An 18,186-nucleotide genomic window follows, 5' to 3' on the forward strand; every position below is an offset into this window, starting at 1 on the left:
GTATCAGGGCTCAGGGCTGTATCAGGGCTCAGGGCTGCTTCGGTCATTACCTTTCCCCGCCGGTACGACGAACTGGTTTTATGGATGCCTGAGTTGAGGCTTTTTCCAGCTCGACAGCCTTTTCAGCCTCTGCAGACTCTTCATCCATCTGACGTCTGAGTTCATCCAGGAAATCCCGGGCCGTTGGTTGTTCCGGGAGCACCGGGGTGTCGAAACCGGGCATCAATGAAATACCCTGGGCCTGCCTGTCCAGCTGGTGAGCACGGATAAGGTCGTACTTCTGGCCACTGATGGCGTTCATGGTCAGATCATCCCGAATAATGGTTGGACGAAGGAAGACCATCAGGTTCTTCTTCACCTTTTTACTGGAGGTCGAACGGAACAGATGACCAAGGACGGGTATATCACCCAGCAGCGGTACTTTGGAAACACTTTCCTGGACGTTTTCATCCAGCAGTCCGCCTATAACAACGGTATCTCCGGTTTTCACCATCACCGATGTTTTTACCTTGCGGGTGGCAAAGGTTACATCAACGGGAGTGCGGCCATTAACGCTGGAGACTTCCTGCTCAATGGTCAGTTTAACGGCATCTCCGGCATTGATCTGTGGCGTGACCGTCAGTTTGACACCCACTTCCTTACGCTCAATGGTCTGGTAAGGGTTATCGTTACCGGAGCTGGGCGTTGAGCCTGTGAGTGTGGGCACTTCATCACCGACAATAAAGGAGGCTTCTTCATTATCCAGGGTCAGCAGGCTTGGCGTCGCCAGCACATTGGACTGGCTGGATGTGGTGACGGCCTGAAGCAGTGCGGTCCAGTCACCGGAGGTGACACTGAAGGCTGCGCCGGAGACCTTTGCCAGTGCTGCGGCAAGGGCGGTGTAATCTCCATCTTTATCCGGGTTTGTGGTGGTGATTAATTGGCCTGTATTGGGATCAGTCGTAACTACGGTTGATCCTTTCTCACCTTCAGCCTCTTTCATCCCCATCAGAATTTCCCCGATAGGAACGCTTGAACCATCCTGGAACTGCATCAGGCTGGTGCCATCGGCACTGGCCAGCTGGAATGACAGGTTAATGCCATCCCCATCCGCCACTTCAACAATAATGGCTTCCACCATCACCTGGGCGCGGCGGATATCCAGCTGCTCAATCACAGATTCCATGGCCTGCATCACATCAGGGCGTGCGGTGACCACCAGTGCGTTGGTCTGCTCATGGACTTCAATGCTGTAATCACCGGATGCGCTTTTACTGTGACCAGAGGCAATCAGCATTTTACCAATGCCGTCCAGTACCTTTTTCAGGTCTTCTGCTTTGGCATAGTGGAGATAGAAGACACGGATATTACCAGTGGACTTACGCTCGGCATCCATCTGCAGCAACAGGCTTTTCATGCGTTGCAGGGTCTGGGTATCGGCAGAGAGAATGATCTGGTTGCTGGCCTCGTTGCTGACAATGACGGGGGGTATACCGTTGGCTTTCTGACCCTGTCCGGCGTAGATCGACATCAGAATCCGCTCCATCTCACTGGCGGAGGCATGGAACAGCTGGACAATCTGAATATTGCGCATGCCTGCCTGATCAACACGACGAACCACCTCGGCAACACGCTCAAGGTTATTGGCCCGGCCACTGAGAATCAGAATATTCGACGGGTCGTAATGTACGACACTGCCTGAATTATCTACCAGTTGTCGGAGAATAGGTGACAACTCACGGACAGGTACATGGTTTACCGGCAGAACCCAGGTGACCATCTCATCACCACCATGGGTGACCTGTTCGCCCAGCTTTTTACCGGCCACCACCGGTATGGATGAGGTGCGGGCATTTTTGTCCGGTATGATTTTGACCAGACCATTTTCATCTTCAACTGCCGCGAACCCATGAACGGACAGTACCGACAGAAACATCTGATAGTACTGTTGCCGGTTCAGTTGCTCATAAGCCCGGATAGTCACCTCACCCCGAACGCCGGGATCAATGATGATGGTGCGGTTCAGGTTGGCACTGACCGTGCGGATAAACTCTTTAATATCCGCCTTGTCAAAACTGGCGGAATACAGGGAATGGGCGGATGCATAACTGCCCGTTCCCAGAGAGTTATAGTTCGGTGCAGAAGAACTGCTGGCCAGTACAGCGGGTGATAAAGGCAACGCCAGCGCAAACGGTATGGCTGTTAATAACGCCTGCGGCCAACGCAGGGATAAAAAACGCGTCCTGGATATCAGTGCACGGATTTCCCCTGCGCACACCGACGATGAAAACATAGCGGCACCTTTGTATATCTTAATAATCAGGAAGACAGGTCAATCTCAAAACGCTGGCCATCCCTCTCAATGGTTAATGAGAGCTGAGTCATTGAAGACAGTTGTCCAATGACTTTCATGGCTTCGCTGGTGTCTGTCAGGTCATAACCGTTGATAGCCACAGCCATATCGTTGGCTTTAAGGCCAAGCTGAGAAAAATAGTCCGGATATTTGGCCGGATTGACCCGGTATCCCTGTAATTTTCCGTCTCTGCGCACGGGTGAAATGGTCACGATCTCTGCCCAGGAGTCCGGTTTATCCTGAAGCTTTCGGCGAATATCGGCCACAGCACGGCTTTTGGGACGGTTTGCTGAGGTTGTGTGAATAGCGGTGCCTTTTCTGGCTTCATCCGGGTACATCAGCAGTGATTCGTACCGCTCACCGTTACGAATGATGACCCGGTCAGCATAAATCCTGTCCACTTTTGCCCGTGTCCCTTTCAGCGTGTCGCCGGGCCGATAGGTGGCATCAGAAGCCCCGGAACGAATAATGACCAGAGATTCATCCGGGTTACTGCTGGCAACCAGGCCGGTGATGCGCACCGCCAGGCGTGACACGGGGACATTTTCCGGAACAGGAGTTTGCTGTGGGGCGGGTGGTTTACCAAACAGCTGCAGGTTTTCCAGCGCAGAAAGCGGATTGTTGTTGGCCGTAGTTCGGGCTGTCGGGATCTGTGCCTTGATACTTTGGACTGTTGAGTGCCCGGTCGGGTTATCTGGCAGAAGCTGCCATGTGATCATAGCCAGCTGCCTGGCAAGCAGGATAATCAGAATAACCTGACAGAGTGTTCTGAGGTGATTGAGCCTGAAAAATCCGGAGGACGTCAGTTGGCGTGCAATAACGCTTCCATGGCTAATTATTGTGTTATTCAGTGACGTCACAGCTTGCTCTCGTTTACATCAACTCAGTCCGAGTCGTTTACCAGGTTGTGCTGGTCTTTGTTTGGTTTAATGGTTTGACAATATAACAAAAAAGATTGTCAGCGTCTTTTAGGTATAAAACCTAAGTTTTCTGTTTATTTCTCAGCCGTTGATTTTTTTAGTCCCTGCAACTGGATTTGGATATTTTATAACCTGAACGATTAGCTTTGTCCGCAGTGAAAAAAATTGAACTTATGCACGAACATCCAGTCAAAAAAAGTTGTAACTCTGTATGCCAATCAAATAACGTGAATGACAGGAGCGCCGACAACGATGAATCCTTTAGCACCTGATACTCTTGTGTTGGCTCAGACAACATCCCGAAAACATGCACAAACGCCAGGACAGGCGACAAACAATGGGAAATGGGAGTTTTACTATGATGCGTCCTGGCTTGGCTTTGAAGAAGAGATGTGCCTGGAGGAGTTGCAGGCAAAAGTTGCTACTACTCAATTACATGCCGCAATTATCAACTACGAATTATTTCAGAATGTTCTTTTGAACAAATACGACCTGTCAGATTGTGCTGTTGATGACAGGTCAAAAAAATTCATCATTAATCTGATGATCGCCGATTTGATCAATGTCCGTATGGCAAATGGGCGAACAGGCATAAAAGCGTCCTATGACCGCATTCAAAGTGTGGGAGATTGTATCAAAAGCCTGGAAAAGCTGATTACAGAGGGCTGGGACGACGAGTCAGCAAAAAACCTGGCCAGTAATCTCGCATTTCAACGTCGGGATCTGGCGATTACCATGCCAGAAGGGTATGTTCACCACCGGGGGATGATGATCAAGGTGGGCACTAAACAACTCTCGTCGTTCAGATGCAGGGTACGCGACGCCTACATTCAGGAAAACTCAGCATTATTTGCCCACGATGGAGCAGCAGAGAAAATAATCAATGCCCTGACGAAGTTTGGCCAGCAAATAGCTAATGCATACGCTCCGGGATTGTTTCCCCTGCAACCACAAAAATTCAACCTCGCTAATCAGAAGACCATTATTGAGATTGAGGCTAACAGAATACTGCCCGGTGATGAGTACGCACTGTGTGCAGAGCGAGACAGACTGCAACAAAGTATGTCCTGGGCCCTGAAGCAAATGACCTCCCCAGACTCCGGGCTGGTCAACATGATATTGACGTCCCCATGGGCTGCCGGTTTTCTGGCTGAGCCTCAAAAAGAGATTCTCAGAAAAAGCTTGACCACAGAGGATAAAAACCTGCCAATCCCCTGTTATCAGGCATGTCTTTTGTACTACTTGATCAAAAGAGACTCCCATTTCCAGCGGGGGATGATGCAAGCAGGGATTGACCCCAAGGCATTAGATTCAACAGCAAAGGGATGCATGAATATCCATAATCTGGCAAAAGCCCGGCAGGGTATTGATGGTGCTACAGGGCAGTTGCCCACAGAAATAGAGATCAGCAGTGATGCGTTATATGAGGCTCACATGCAAAGTCTGAGTGATGTGAACTGGCTGGCGGCTTTTGTATACTCCTCGGAAGCTGAAGATATACGACACTATCTCCAGAATAAGTTTACTTTTTTACCCTGGAGCGATTTCCTCTGCATACTCAACCTGCCGGATTACCTTGAAGCGCTTGGCATTAAGCCGGAATATGTTAATAGAAGATAACCATGTTATCAGTAAAAAGCTGACGCAAGGTATTGAAAGAACAAGCCTGTCACTACTTACCCGCCTCAAACGGTTAACCCTGGAAAACTCGTACATTAAAAACATTCACTGCCTTGACAGCCAGCGATAATTAGACTTGACTTACACCCAGTTCAAAAGTTGATTCAAGGCTCTTCCAATTACATTGTCGTTTATATGTTCAAGTTCTTAGTATCTGGTCATAATGGAGTCGTATTTTCTGGCTAAGTGAGCAGTTACTATGCAAGACACAACCTAGTGAGCATAGTCTTGGCTAAATTAGTGTAGTTGTAACTCCGCAGAGTGACTGACCGCTTAGGCAGGAAATGTTATTACATCTGATTAACTGCTTAGGAGCTGTCCTGAAATAATTCCCACATTTCTTAGTTTCAAAACTACGTTCGTCCTGAGCCTGTCGAAGGGCGCGAACTACGGCCTCATGTATTGTGCCAATCACCCTTCGACAAGCTCAGGATGAACGGAGATCGAGTTCAAAATGTGGAAATTATTTCGGGACAATTCCTTACACCCGCCGAATGAGTTTATCCAGTGGTTTATCAGCGTGAAACTCGGGGAACGTATGATGGTTCAGGAAATTTCTCAAAGTAAAGTTCTGTAAGTTCTGAATGACGGATAAAATCCTGAGGAAAGTGCATGTCAGTTATTAAACGTGCTCATGGTGAAGAGCAGCCCTATTGTAAAATAGGACCTTTTCATGTTCGCCTGCCTTTTATTCACTATCGCTGGGAGTGGGCTGAAGCCATCCAGGGCATGATCATGTTTGTGGTCGGTATGGCCATGATCCCTTTGCTGGAAAAGTATCTCGGTCTGCCTTATGACGTCGCCTTGGCTTATGTTGTGGTCTGTGGTGTCGGGTTTATGTTGCCCAATCTGCTCGGCGTCCCTCTGGTACCGGGCTGGATTACACCGGCGATACCGGTTGTGGTTCTGTTCCTGGGGCAGTTTGAAGCCGGTCCTGAGGCCATCAGAGCCCTTGTCGGACTACAGTTGATTGTGACCTTTATCTTCTTTTTTCTGGGTATCACCCGACTGGGGAGCAAGATAGTTGATTTATTTCCGGATTCCATGAAAGCAGGAATCCTGATTGGCGCGGGTATTGCTGCTTTAACCGGGGAAATCAGTGAAGGTGGACGGGTTGCCGCCACACCGATCTCACTGGTCATTGGCTTTCTGGTAACGGCTTACTTTTTGTTCTCGCTGTCGTTTAAAGATATCATCGCCAAAAGCCGTATTCTGACGATTATTTCCGGTTATGGTATGGTCCCGGGCACACTGGTGGCTATGGGGGTTGGCTGGGCTGTCAGTGAGTATCCCTTACCGCAAATTGAGTGGGGCTTATCTGCACCGGCATTTGGTGAAATGTTGAACTACCTGCCTTTCACCTTAGGCATGCCATCCACGGATATGCTTATTGCGGCAGTGCCTACTGCAATCATTGCCTATGTGATCGCTTTTGGTGATATTGTCGTGGGCAAAAGCCTGCTTGATCGTGTGGATCATCTGCGCCCGGATGAAAAGATTGATCTGGATGTGGATCGTCTGCATCTGGTAACTGGTATCCGTAATCTGATTCACTCATTTCTTGCTCCTTATCCCGGCCTGGCTGGCCCAATGTTTACCGGTGCCATGGCAACCATTGCCGAGCGCTATCGCCAGGGACGTGCTGCAATGGACAGCATCTACAGCGGTGCCGGTATTTTCTGGATTGTTGGCTTTATTGCCCTGTTTATTCTGCCGCTGATTACCTTGTTCAAACCAGTGTTACCCATTGCCCTGTCCATTACTCTGCTGATTACCGGCTATCTGTGCATCAGCGTTGGGGTTGAGCAGATTCACAGCGCAACTCAGATGGGTGTCGCAGGCACCATGGGGGTTGTTCTTGCGGTGTACGGTGCTGGCTATGGGCTGGCTGCGGGTGTCGTTCTTTATCTACTGATTGAATACCGTGGCAATTCAGCGAAGGGGAGCAAGTCCAAAGAAGAGGAACCCATTGAGCTGGTGGAAGACCAGACGTCGGTTAGCTAATAAAAAATACGGCCTTCATTTTATATTTCAAGGCTACAGGCTGAATGACTTCAGTCTGTGATATCTGCGGCCAGAGGATAATAATAATGATAAAGCACAACATCTATAATATTGGTCTGGATAAAAACGCTGCCAATTATGACAGCCTAGCCCGGATATTTCATAAACTGCCCCGAATATCGCGAAGGACTTTGTCGCTCTAAGGGATTTTGTGAAGGAGCGCCGTACCGGGGAGTTCGGTCGACTGAGCAAAACTCCCTTAGAGCGGCAAAGGACAAGCGAGATCGGGAGCACGTTTATGAAATATCCGGGCTAGCTCCTATCTCTTTTCTGCACCGTGTCGCCCGGGTTTATCCTGACCGGACAGCCACTTCATGGTGATAGACATCGTAGCTGGAGTGAAACCCGAACCCGTTGTACTAAGCTGCCGTCTGCCCTGAAAGCCCAGGGTATTGGTGAGGGTTGCACGGTTTCCGTTGTCGCATTCAAAAGTATGTGTTGAGAAAACATTTCGATTGATCATGACCTCACTTGGCAAGTGGCTACCGATCGCTGCTTGCTGTCTTTCAATTTCTTCATTGAAGATTGGTTCTTTTCAATAACCGGAATTTTTTCAGGTAATACCAATTCCTCCTTCTAAATATGAGATCGAGCAAGTCATTTTGGACAGCTGAGCAAGGCGGAATGACGAGTAATAGCAGGGCTATTGCGAGGAATTCCAACGAAGATCCAGCTGTTCAAAATGGCTGCGCAGTTCATATTTAGAAGGTGGAATTGGTATAAGAACTGGCCGTATAAATAGCAAGCGAAAAAACAGGCAGTGAAGTTTTTCAGATAAGACAGACACGTAGTCTTTGATGAATGGTGGGCCCAGAAGGACTTGAACCTTCGACCAACGGATTATGAGTCCGCTGCTCTAACCAACTGAGCTATAGGCCCTGAAGCGGTTGGATTATACGCATAGATTTACTCTGCCGCCAACCCTGTTATCGCCTTTTGACGGTTTTTCCTTACAGGCCCGGCTGATCACTGCCGACTCTATATAAGATCAGGAATCGGCTGGAAATATTCTGGATGCTATCCCACCTTCTTCCATCCAAATGGGGACATTGGTTCGTTGCCGTGGTGCTGGCTGGCGACCTGGTGGTGGGTAAAGCGCTGGTGGATAGTGCCCGGGAACTCTACGGTATCGCTGCTGCTGAACGGCTGACCCATTGGCAGAATCTGATGACCTACAGCAGGAAGCTGCCAGAACCCCGGAAGCTGGTTGAAGTGAATGACTTCTTTAACCGTATGCGCTTTGTGCATGATATTGACCACTGGGGGGAAGAGGATTTCTGGGCGACCCCGGTGGAACTGCTGGCCAGTGGCGCGGGTGATTGTGAGGACTTCTCCATTGCCAAGTATTTTACCCTCCGTGAGCTTGGCGTGGCCGATGAGAAGCTGAGGATTACCTATGTAAGGGCGGTTGAGCTTGATCAGGCCCATATGGTGCTCAGTTACTTCGCCAGTCCGGGGGAAGAGCCGTTGATTCTGGATAACCTGGTCAGTGAAATTCGTCCTGCAAGTCATCGCAAAGATCTGGTTCCAGTTTATAACTTTAACGGTGACGGACTCTGGCTTTCCCGTCAGCGTGGTGAAGGGGTTCGCCTCGGCGAGTCCAGTAAGATAAAAACCTGGACTGAGCTGCGCCGACGGCTGCAGAAGTCGAACAGTCAGGGACGACTGAATGACGGGAGCAGCTGATGGCTTATCCTGCTTTCCCCGGAACTGAAAACGGACAGGGAGGCCACCATGACGCTACTTCGTGAACTGGCACTATCTTTAACTTTGCTGTTGATTCTGTTGTTTGCTGGCAGCTTTGTGCTGTCCGTCAATGATGCCCGTCATTACCTCCAGGAACAGTTGAACTCTCATTCCCAGGATACAGCCACCTCCCTTGGTGTTGCCATTGCTTCCGCCGGTGCTGGCAATATTGCCGGGATGGATTCGATGATTGATGCGGTTTTTGATCGTGGTTACTACCGGCAGATTCGTTTTACCGATATGTCGGGCAACGTGCTGGTCAACAGTGAACACCCGGGAACGCTGGAAGGTGTACCGGACTGGTTTGTGAAGCTGATTGACCTGAAAACTCCGGCAGTCACCAGCGAGATTAACAGTGGCTGGGTGCCCATGGGGCAGCTTCTGGTGGCCAGTCATCCGGGTTATGCCTACCGCAGTCTCTGGTCCAAGGTGAGCAAAGATGCGCTGCTGTTCGGTATCGGTTTGATGGTTGCCATGGTCGGATTGAATATGCTGCTGGGTGTGGTTCTCCGGCCTTTAACAAGGATGGAGCAGCAGGCAAACCGAATCTGTGACCGTCATTTTGAGATACAACCCGAGTTACCCAAAACCAGAGATTTACGCAGAGTGGTTCAGGCCATGAACCGGATGGCAGAGAAGCTGGAAAAGGCGTTCTCTGAGCAGGTGGCTCTGACAGAAGAACTCCGTCGCAAGTCGGTCAAGGATCCATTGACCGGATTACTCAATCGACGGGCCTTTAACCGTCGGATGAAGACCGTGTTAAGTGAAGACATCGGTGAAGCGGGTGCCAGTCTGATCATGATTCAGGTGCGAGGGCTGGAGGCACTGAACCGGTCTCATGGACAAAAGTTTGTTGATGACCTGCTGGTGACCGTCAGCTATTGGCTGGGCAAAACCCTGTTGGCCTGGCCCGAAGCTTTTTCTGGCCGCTGGAATGGATCCGGTTTTAGCGTGTGTGTGCCCGCCTGCAATGTCGATGAAATCCGTAAGGTGACGGAACGATTATTCAAGGTTCTGGTGGCCATGGAGTTTTTCTCGTCACCGGAAGGTAGCAATAACCTGCATATTGCCGCAGTGACCCACCAGGGGCGCTGTTCCCCACAGCTGCTGCTGGAGCATGGTGATCAGCAGCTGCTGGAACAGGAGACCCGGGTTAAAAATTGCTGGGATGTGCTGGATATCAGTGGTGAGTCTGGTTATCCGTACATGGGTTGGAGTGACACACAATGGGTCGAAGCGCTCAAAGAGGTGATGGCAAAAGGCCTTATCGAGCTGTATGGCCAGCCCATTGTGGGAGCAGATGGTGAAGTAGCATTTACGGAGGTGCTGGCACGGATAACGCTGGATGGTGAAGTGGTGTCTGCTGATGCCTTTATGCCGGTGGTTGAGCGCTATGATCTCTATGGTGCCTTTGATCGGGCGGTATTTTTTGCCCTGACGGACTATATGGATGACCGGGATGACTATCAAACCTACAGCCTGAATATCTCACCCTACTCCCTGATGGATGATGATTTTTATCACTGGTTACTGGATGCCCTCAGACTACGTCAGGATCTGGCCAGGCGTCTGATTCTGGAAACGGCTGAGCGCTCACTTATGCTGGTGGGGGAGCGGGTTGCAGAACGGGTGGATGCACTGGTGGCAACCGGTTGTCAGTTTTCCATTGATCATTTTGGTGTGTCCAGTCAGGCGCTGACGTTCCTGCAGATGATCAATGCCCATTACCTGAAAGTGGACGGCAGTTTTGCAAGACAGTTGACGTCCAGCTATGAGAATCAACTATATATAAGAACACTGTCCATGATGGCTGAGTCCCGGGATATGAGTGTTCTCGCCCAGGGCGTTGAACAGGAAGAGGCGTGGGAGGCATTAAAACAGCTGGGTGTTGCTGGTGGTCAGGGATATTATCTGGGGCATCCCGAGTTACTCTGAACTGTTCAACGGCCATGGAGGGAACCTGATCAGCATTTTGAGGTCAAACGGCGGTATTTATAGTTAACGTGTGCAGGGGGGGATTCTGAAAGCAACCACATCAACCCGCTCTCACCGAAAGTCTGTCGGGGATCAACAAGCCGGTTCAAGCAGAATTCCTGGCAGCTCCAGAAGTAAATTCAACGGCAAAAAGGTTGCAAACCACCACCCCCGTACAGGTACCGCCATCACGCTGGATGATGGCAGGCACATTGAGGATGCCTTTTGGCAGAAAAAACCATTACAAGGGCGTCCAATCAACACCGCTGATGTGCTTAACGCCTACGGAAAGGATAAAACATCTTTTAGAAGCGGCTGCTTCTTGCAGCAACTTTGCTTACAAAACATGCGACATGGCAATATCAAAGTGACCCGGACCATGTTGTTCGGGAGCTCAACCGAAGGCCAGGACGAAATGATAAGTGCCAAATGGCATTAGCACGCTTCAAAGAGAAATGCTGCCTGACGGGCCTCAGATTGGATGGTCGGCTGGTCAAACCGGAGATGGTGATTAAGGATTTCCCGGAGAGTCGGCAAGGCAAGTTGGGGATGGCGCGCTTTAAGGAACACTGTTGCCTGAAGGGCCTGTCCTTGAGAGGCCAGAAGATTGCACCGGATACGGTGGTTAAGGATTTTCAGGCAATCAACGCCACGCTGGAGCTGGCGCGTTTCAAAGCAGAATGTTGTCTGAGGGGGCTGCAGCTGAATGGCCAGCCGGTCACACCGGAGGCGGTGATCAGGGATTTCCCGGACAACCCGATGGGCAAACTGGGATTGGCGCGCTTTAAGGAACAATGTTGCCAAAAGGGCCTGGCATTGAATGGCCAGCAGATCACAGCGGATGAAGTGGTTAAGGGGTTCCCGGACAGTCCGCAGGGCCAGCTGGCGCTGGCACGCTTTAAAGCGGATTGTTGCCTGACAGGCAAGATGATGAATGGCCAGCCGGTGACACCGGATGAGGTGGCTAAGGCTTTCCCGGCCAGTCATGAAGGCAAACTGGGGCTGGCGCACTTCAAAGAGACCTGTTGCCTGACAGAGCTGCTGCTGAATGGCCGCCGGGTCAGACCGGAGGCCGTGGTTAAGGGGTTTCAGGCAGTCAACGCAACGCTGAAACTTTCCTACTTCAAAAAGGAATGTTGCCTGAGAGGCCTGACGCTGAATGGCCAGCAGGTTGCGCCGGATGAGGTGGTCAGGGAGTTTCAGGCAGCCAAAGCAACGATGGCGCTGGCGAACTTCAAAATGGAATGTTGCCTGAGAGGTCTGATGTTGCATGGTCAGCAGGTCTTACCGGAGGCGGTGGTTAAGGATTATCGGGCAGCCAACGCACCACTGGGGCTGGCACGCTTTAAGGAAAGATGTTGTCTGAGAGGGGTGGCGTTAAATGGCCAGCAGATTACGCCGGATGAAGTGGTTAATGATTATCAGGTCGCCAAGGCAGAAGCGGAGCAGGCTCGCTGCAACAAAGAGGCTCGCCTGAAGGGGCTGTTGATGAATGATCAGCAGGTCGAGTATCAGGCAACCAAAGCGACACTGGAGCTGGCGCGTTTCAGAGCGGAATGTTGCCTGAGAAGATGGTCGTTGAATGGCCAGCAGGTCATGCCGGTGGCAGTGGTTAAGGGGTTTCAGGCCATCAATGCACCTCTGGAGCTGGCGCGCTTCAAAGAGAATTGTTGCCTGAAAGCTCTGGCAGTGAATGGTCGGCCGGTTACGGCAGAGGAGGTGGTTAAGGGTTATAAGGACGCTAAAGCACTACTGGAGCTGGCACGCTTTAAAGCGGAATGTTGCCTCAGAGGTCTGGCATTGAATGGTCAGCAGGTCACCACGGATGAGGTGGTTAAGGATTTTAAGAGCGCTAATGCATCACTGGAGCTGGGGCGCTTCAAAGCAGACTGTTGTCTGCTGGGCCTGCTGTTGCATGGCCAGCTGGTCACACCGGATGAGGTGGCCAGGGATTTTCCGGATAGTCGGGAAGGCAGACTGGGGCTGGGGCGCTTCAAAGCAGACTGTTGCCTGAAAGGCCTGGTGTTGCATGGTCGGAAGGTTACACCGGATGAGGTGGTTAAGGGCTTCCCGGATAGCCCGGAAGGCAGGCTGGCGATAGCACGCTTCATGGAAATGTGTTGCCTGATGGAGCTGCCACTGAATGGCCAGCAGGTCACGCCGGAGGCAGTGGTTAAGAGTTTCCCCAGTAGCTCAGATGGCAAAATAGGGTTAGCACGCTTTAAGGAGCAGTGTTGCTTTAGAGGCCTGATGTTGCAGGGGCAGCCGGTCGTACCGGATGAGGTGGTCAGTGATTTCCCGAATAATCGCGAGGGAAAACTGGCGAGGGTGCGCTTTCAAGGGGCGTGTTGCCTGAGAGGTCTGGCATTGCATCGTCGGCAGGTCACACCGGATGCCGTAGTCAAGGATTTTGAACGCGGTGGCTGGTTGCTCGAAAGTGCTATTTTTCAAACCCGGTTGGCATTGAATGCAAGAGAATTGAATGGCTCCTATCTGGATAACGCGCAAGTATTGGCAGCGTTTAATGAAGTACCCGGAGATCATGCTTGCAGGCAGGCTGAGTTCCTGATGCACAGGTTGAAACAACGTCAGTGGTTCGATGACACCAACGAGGCGCAGGAGATCATTCAACAGGCCTGGCAAATATTAAACAGCGCACCGGTAAAAGATGAGCAGCATCGGCTGCAATGTATCCTGAAATTCATGGCGATGCAGCATGAATTGTCGATTGATCAGCAGCGAGTGTCGGCAGAAGAGGTACTGCAATCCATGAAAACACTCAGGAACTCATTTAAGAATAAGCGCATGCATTTCTTCTTCCTGGCACATTGCTATATCAAGAGACAGCCGGTTGATGGACAGACCATCCGCAGGGAGCATGTTCTGGAGTGCCTTCAGGGTTTTCCTGAAAGAAGCAAGTTGCGCCATGCTTTAAGCCACTGGTTTGCACGATTCAGCCCTGAAGCCAATATCATGAATGAATTCCTGTTCCAACAGGAACGGGCCGCAGCCCCAAGGCGCAAGAGTCCCCACAGAACCGCAGTCCCTGCCACTCAGACAGTGGCCGCCAGTGCGGCTCAGGTACCGAAGCAATGGTCTATTGAACCGGGTTTCCTGAACAGGCATCCGCAGTTCAATGCGCTAACACTACAAACACTGGAGATTATTCAGGAAATCAATGGTTCTTATCGCAATCCCCCCATTCTGATTACCGGCTCCTACGCGCGTTTTTTACAGAACCGTTGCTCATCATTCAATGATATTGACATTATCTGTACCGCGGCAGAGCCTGCCAGGAGACTGTTTGACCGGCTGCAGGCACTTAACAGCGACAGAGCCTCGGAAATTCCCACAAACATCGTCATCTGGGACGTTCCGGGATGTCCGGAGATTCAACTGCCAAAGGCCTACAATATTCATCTGAAAGATGGTGATTTGGGTATGAAAGCAATGGGGGTTCAGGTCAGTATTGATGCGAGAGTCACCGATGGCAATGCCTCACGATGCGCCGTTCAGGTTCCTGGTGTTGAGAGGCCGGTATGGTGTCTGTCGTTTGCCGAAGAAACCCGATTACTGAACAACACGCTGGAATATCTCGCGAAAAACCTTGATCCACTGACCAGAAAATTGCAAAAGGGAGAGGTATTTTACCTGCCCCGAACCATTCTTTTTAACACTCCCGAAAACCCCGGGGAATATATTTATGGTTTGCTGATGCGCTCTCTGCTAACTCTGCATAAAGCCAGGCAGTTTATCGATTTGCACTCTGAAGACAAACCCGGAACACCGGTCCAGACTAAGCTGTTGCAAGAACAACGACAACAGTTGTATACGCTGACGGCCAATCTGCAAACAAAATTGTCTGGCCATGTTTGTCGCAGTGATTTTGAGCACAGAGTTAACGGTTGGCTCTCAACAACTCACCATTATAATGATTACGAGATCAAGAGGAGGGACTTTATCACAGCACTGCTTGCGATGATGCAGACTGAATAAAAATGGAGTGAACCTGAGCCAACTATCAGCGACAGGTAATTCCTTTTCTTCTTCCTTTTCTTCTGGGTGAAATGACCAATAGTTTCGAATTTATAGAACTTCTCGCGTCCAGGAAGGTCCTAGAAGTATGAAACTTATATCAAACATACGTCATACCCTCATGCAACATTTTTCTTCTCCTGCATCCATACACGCAGACGTCGAGGAGAATTGTAGTTTTTGCCATGAATCTATATCCGGATCCCGGAGCGTTTCTGTTAGTGTTTGCGGTCATCATTTTCATTCATCGAGTATTAAGAAATGGCTGAAGGAAAGATCTGATTGCCCATTGTGTCGTCGTGATGTTTGTATTATTGCTGATACCAAGGCACTCCTCCACTATGCAGCCGCTCATGGCCAACAAAAAGCCATTGGTACTCTGATTAACAGAGGTGCGAACGTCAACTTTCGAATCAAAGACGGGAGAACCTCCCTCCACTGTGCAGCCCAGGCAGGTAAGGAGGAAGCCATTGATGTCCTTATTGCCAGAGGGGCGGACGTCAACGCTCGAACCAAAGACGGGAGGACGCCCCTCCACTGTGCAGCCGCTCAAGGCCAGCGAAAAGCCATTGATGCCCTTATTACCAGAGGTGCGAACGTCAATGCTCGAACCACAGACGGGAGGACGCCCCTCCACTGTGCAGCTGAGAAAGGCCAGCAGGAAGTCATTGCTGCCCTTATTGCCAGAGGTGCGAACGTCAACGCTCGAACCACAGACGGGAGGACGCCCCTCCACTGTGCAGCCGAGAAAGGCCAGCGGCAAGCCATGGATGCCCTTATTGCCGGAGGTGCGAACGTCAACGCTCGAACCGGGGAAGGAGATACGGCCCTGCAAAGGGCCAGCGACAATAAAAAGTTAAGTATCTCATTGATCAAGAGTTTTGCTAATGCTGGATTTGATGTTAGTGCACCATGTAATTATTTTGGTTCAACCATGCTTGTGTTTGCCGCTGAGGCTTGTGATTGGGAGTTCGTCGACAAATTGAAGGCCAAAGGTGCAGATATTAATGCCCCCAGATATATAAAGACTAAATATATGCCCCTCCATTTTGCAGCCGAGCAAGGCCAGCAGGAAGCCATTAATGCTCTGATTACCAGAGGTGCGAACGTCGACGCTCGAACCACAGACGGGAGGACGCCCCTCCACTGTGCAGCCGAGCAAGGCCAGCAGGAAGCCATTAATGCTCTGATTACCAGAGGTGCGAACGTCAACGCTCGAACCACAGACGGGAGGACGCCCCTCCACTGTGCAGCCGAGAAAGGCCAGCGGAAAGCCATGGATGCCCTTATTGCCAGAGGTGCGAACGTCAACGCTCGAACCGAGGAAGGAGATACGGCCCTGAAAAGGGCCAGCGACAATAAAAAGTTAAGTATCTCATTGATCAAGAGTTTTGCTAATGCTGGATTTGATGTTAATGCACCATGTAATTGTTTAGGTTCAACAATGCTTGGGTATGCCGCTGAGGCTTCTGATTGGGAGTTCGTCGATATATTGAAGGCCAAAGGTGCTGATATTAACGCCCCCAGGAATATAAAGACTAATTATACGCCCCTCCACTTTGCAGCCGAGCAAGGCCAGCAAGAAGCCATTGTTGCTCTGATTACCAGAGGTGCGAACGTCAACGCTCGAACCGAGGAAGGAGATACGGCCCTAAAAAGGGCCAGTGACAATAAAAAGTTAAGTATCTCAATGATCAAGAGTTTTGCTAATGCTGGATTTGATGTTAATGCACCATGTAATCATCTAGGTTCAACAATGCTTGTGTATGCCGCTCAGGCTTGTGATTGGGGGTTCGTCGACAAATTGAAGGCCAAAGGTGCTGATATTAATGCCCCCAGAGATATAAAGACTAAATATACGCCCCTCCACTTTGCCGCCGAGCGAGGCCAACAGGAAGCCATTCATGCCCTGATTACCAGAGGTGCGGACGTCAACGCTCAAACCACAGACGGGAGGACGCCCCTCCACTTTGCAGCCGAGCAAGGCCAGCAGGAAGCCATTGATGCTCTGATTGCCAGAGGTGCGGACGTCAACGCTCGAACCAAGGACGGGAAGACGCCCCTCCAATATGCAACCGAGAAAGTCCAGCAAGATGCTGTTGTTGCTCTGATTGCCTACGGTGCAACGTTACAGTGAACCACCGCTGCTGATGTCCAGGAAAACAGCAAGACAACACTCAGTCAGCTAAAAATCAATGCAGAAACAGCAGTAACGAAACCATCTTCAAAATGAGTATTTGGGGGCTTTATGGTTCAAAAATTAATAGATAGTTGCTTGACAGGCTCTAACAGAAACTCGCACAACCACAATTATTAGAGGATAATGGCCGTTTGGAAGCGCATCCATATTGGAACGCCATATTCAGGATAAAAGTCTGAGCGGTGACGAACGGGGAAATTATGGCGCTGGAAAAGATGAAATCGGCTTTTCAGTCGGGTATGCAGAAAATGTCGGGTCTTATCTATGGTAAAGCCCTGGCCGTCGGCACTGGTGTATTGATTCTGTTTCTATCACTTGTTGGCTGGTACTGGAGTCAGGAGCCAGACCTGTTCTCAGTAAAGGCCAATGCCGAAAAGCTGGCCACTGATAATGCTCAGGCAGTCGTCACTGGTTATACCACAACAGCAACACTCTATACCCTGGCGAATACGCTGCTGAATAAGCCGGGTGGTTTCCTGCGCAATGACATTATGCCACCGGGCGTACTGATGGATAATATGCCCAATTGGGAAGTGGGTGTTCTGATTCAGGTGCGTGATATGGCCCGGGCCCTGCGCAAGGACTTCAGTCGTTCCCAGTCGCAGTCAAGGGAAGACCAGGATCTTGCGGTGGCCGAGCCGCAGTTTAATTTTGATGCCAGAAGCTGGATTCTGCCTTCCAGTGAGCGGGAATACCAGAGGGGCATTGATAAGCTGAACAGCTATATGACCCGTTTGTCCGATCCCAATGACTCGGCGCAATTTTATGCCCGGGCCGATAATCTGACCCGCTGGCTGGGGGATGTAGAAACGCGCCTCGGCAGCCTTTCCCAACGTCTGAGTGCCAGTGTTGGTAAACCCCGTTTAAATACCGACCTTTCCGGCGCGGCGGCTCAATCCACCGACAATGCTGTATTGATTGATGTAAAAACACCCTGGTCACAGATTGATGATGTTTTCTATGAGGCCCGGGGCACTTCCTGGGCTCTGATACATCTTCTCAGGGCGATAGAAGTGGACTTTGCTGATGTTCTGGACAAGAAAAATGCCACGGTCAGTGTCCGACAGATTATCCGCGAGCTGGAGGCGACCCAGGATGCGGTTTGGAGCCCGATGATACTGAATGGTTCCGGTTTTGGTTTGCTGGCTAACCACTCTCTGGTGATGGCTAATTATGTCTCCCGTGCCAATGCAGCAATTATTGATCTGCGGCGTTTGCTGGAACAGGGTTAATAA

General features: G+C 50.6%; 10 protein-coding genes and 1 tRNA gene. 8 read left to right on the forward strand and 3 right to left on the reverse strand.

All coding sequences use genetic code 11. From position 1 onward, the window contains the following. Positions 1–46 precede the first annotated feature (46 nt). Entirely contained in the window at positions 47–2,272 is a 2,226-nt protein-coding gene (gspD, locus tag O3276_RS17340; RefSeq protein ID WP_269672462.1) for a type II secretion system secretin GspD, read from the reverse strand. A gap of 26 nt (positions 2,273–2,298) precedes the next feature. Beyond that, positions 2,299–3,192: a type II secretion system protein GspC gene (gspC, locus tag O3276_RS17345; RefSeq protein ID WP_269672463.1), complete on the reverse strand. Its 894-nt coding sequence runs from the start codon at positions 3,190–3,192 to the stop codon at positions 2,299–2,301. 312 nt (positions 3,193–3,504) lie between these two features. Between gspC and O3276_RS17350 the strand changes: the two genes are divergently transcribed. The 3 genes from O3276_RS17350 to O3276_RS17355 all read left to right on the forward strand — a co-directional run bounded on the left by O3276_RS17350 (position 3,505) and on the right by O3276_RS17355 (position 6,936). Continuing rightward, positions 3,505–4,872 (forward strand): hypothetical protein, encoded by a 1,368-nt coding sequence (locus O3276_RS17350; RefSeq protein ID WP_269672464.1) that lies wholly within the window; start codon positions 3,505–3,507, stop codon positions 4,870–4,872. Then, positions 4,856–5,002 (forward strand): IS1 family transposase, encoded by a 147-nt coding sequence (locus O3276_RS25840; RefSeq protein ID WP_442876531.1) that lies wholly within the window; start codon positions 4,856–4,858, stop codon positions 5,000–5,002. Before O3276_RS17350 ends, O3276_RS25840 begins: the two co-directional genes overlap by 17 nt. Before the next feature lie 542 nt (positions 5,003–5,544). Beyond that, entirely contained in the window at positions 5,545–6,936 is a 1,392-nt protein-coding gene (locus O3276_RS17355; RefSeq protein ID WP_269672465.1) for a permease family protein, read from the forward strand. Between the two features lie 862 nt (positions 6,937–7,798). On the opposite strand, the gene O3276_RS17360 is transcribed toward O3276_RS17355, so the two are convergent. Beyond that, positions 7,799–7,875: transfer RNA gene (locus O3276_RS17360), tRNA-Ile, on the reverse strand. 135 nt (positions 7,876–8,010) lie between these two features. Between O3276_RS17360 and O3276_RS17365 the strand changes: the two genes are divergently transcribed. The 5 genes from O3276_RS17365 to O3276_RS17385 all read left to right on the forward strand — a co-directional run bounded on the left by O3276_RS17365 (position 8,011) and on the right by O3276_RS17385 (position 18,183). Beyond that, positions 8,011–8,682 (forward strand): transglutaminase-like cysteine peptidase, encoded by a 672-nt coding sequence (locus O3276_RS17365; RefSeq protein ID WP_269672466.1) that lies wholly within the window; start codon positions 8,011–8,013, stop codon positions 8,680–8,682. 48 nt (positions 8,683–8,730) lie between these two features. Next, positions 8,731–10,677 carry a bifunctional diguanylate cyclase/phosphodiesterase gene (locus O3276_RS17370; protein ID WP_269672467.1) on the forward strand — a complete coding sequence of 649 codons (1,947 nt, stop codon included), beginning with the start codon at positions 8,731–8,733 and terminating at the stop codon, positions 10,675–10,677. Positions 10,678–11,145: 468 nt separating this feature from the next. Beyond that, a complete protein-coding gene (locus O3276_RS17375) occupies positions 11,146–14,712 on the forward strand; it encodes a hypothetical protein (RefSeq protein WP_269672468.1) in 3,567 nt (1,188 codons plus the stop codon). Between the two features lie 160 nt (positions 14,713–14,872). Next, positions 14,873–16,888 (forward strand): ankyrin repeat domain-containing protein, encoded by a 2,016-nt coding sequence (locus tag O3276_RS17380; protein ID WP_332328280.1) that lies wholly within the window; start codon positions 14,873–14,875, stop codon positions 16,886–16,888. A 263-nt stretch (positions 16,889–17,151) separates the two neighbouring features. After that, positions 17,152–18,183 (forward strand): DUF2333 family protein, encoded by a 1,032-nt coding sequence (locus O3276_RS17385; RefSeq protein WP_269676787.1) that lies wholly within the window; start codon positions 17,152–17,154, stop codon positions 18,181–18,183. The last annotated feature ends 3 nt before the right edge of the window (positions 18,184–18,186 follow it).

Source organism: Endozoicomonas sp. GU-1 (assembly GCF_027366395.1).
GTDB lineage: Bacteria > Pseudomonadota > Gammaproteobacteria > Pseudomonadales > Endozoicomonadaceae > Endozoicomonas.

What these genes read in the sequence shown, in the direction of transcription:
- gspD (WP_269672462.1), bottom strand. Translation starts at nt 2,272, where the DNA reads ATGTTTTCATCGTCGGTGTGCGCAGGGGAAATCCGTGCACTGATATCC.
- O3276_RS17350 (WP_269672464.1), top strand. Translation starts at nt 3,505, where the DNA reads ATGAATCCTTTAGCACCTGATACTCTTGTGTTGGCTCAGACAACATCC.
- O3276_RS25840 (WP_442876531.1), top strand. Translation starts at nt 4,856, where the DNA reads ATGTTAATAGAAGATAACCATGTTATCAGTAAAAAGCTGACGCAAGGT.
- O3276_RS17355 (WP_269672465.1), top strand. Translation starts at nt 5,545, where the DNA reads ATGTCAGTTATTAAACGTGCTCATGGTGAAGAGCAGCCCTATTGTAAA.
- O3276_RS17365 (WP_269672466.1), top strand. Translation starts at nt 8,011, where the DNA reads ATGCTATCCCACCTTCTTCCATCCAAATGGGGACATTGGTTCGTTGCC.
- O3276_RS17370 (WP_269672467.1), top strand. Translation starts at nt 8,731, where the DNA reads ATGACGCTACTTCGTGAACTGGCACTATCTTTAACTTTGCTGTTGATT.
- O3276_RS17375 (WP_269672468.1), top strand. Translation starts at nt 11,146, where the DNA reads ATGGCATTAGCACGCTTCAAAGAGAAATGCTGCCTGACGGGCCTCAGA.
- O3276_RS17380 (WP_332328280.1), top strand. Translation starts at nt 14,873, where the DNA reads ATGCAACATTTTTCTTCTCCTGCATCCATACACGCAGACGTCGAGGAG.
- O3276_RS17385 (WP_269676787.1), top strand. Translation starts at nt 17,152, where the DNA reads ATGGCGCTGGAAAAGATGAAATCGGCTTTTCAGTCGGGTATGCAGAAA.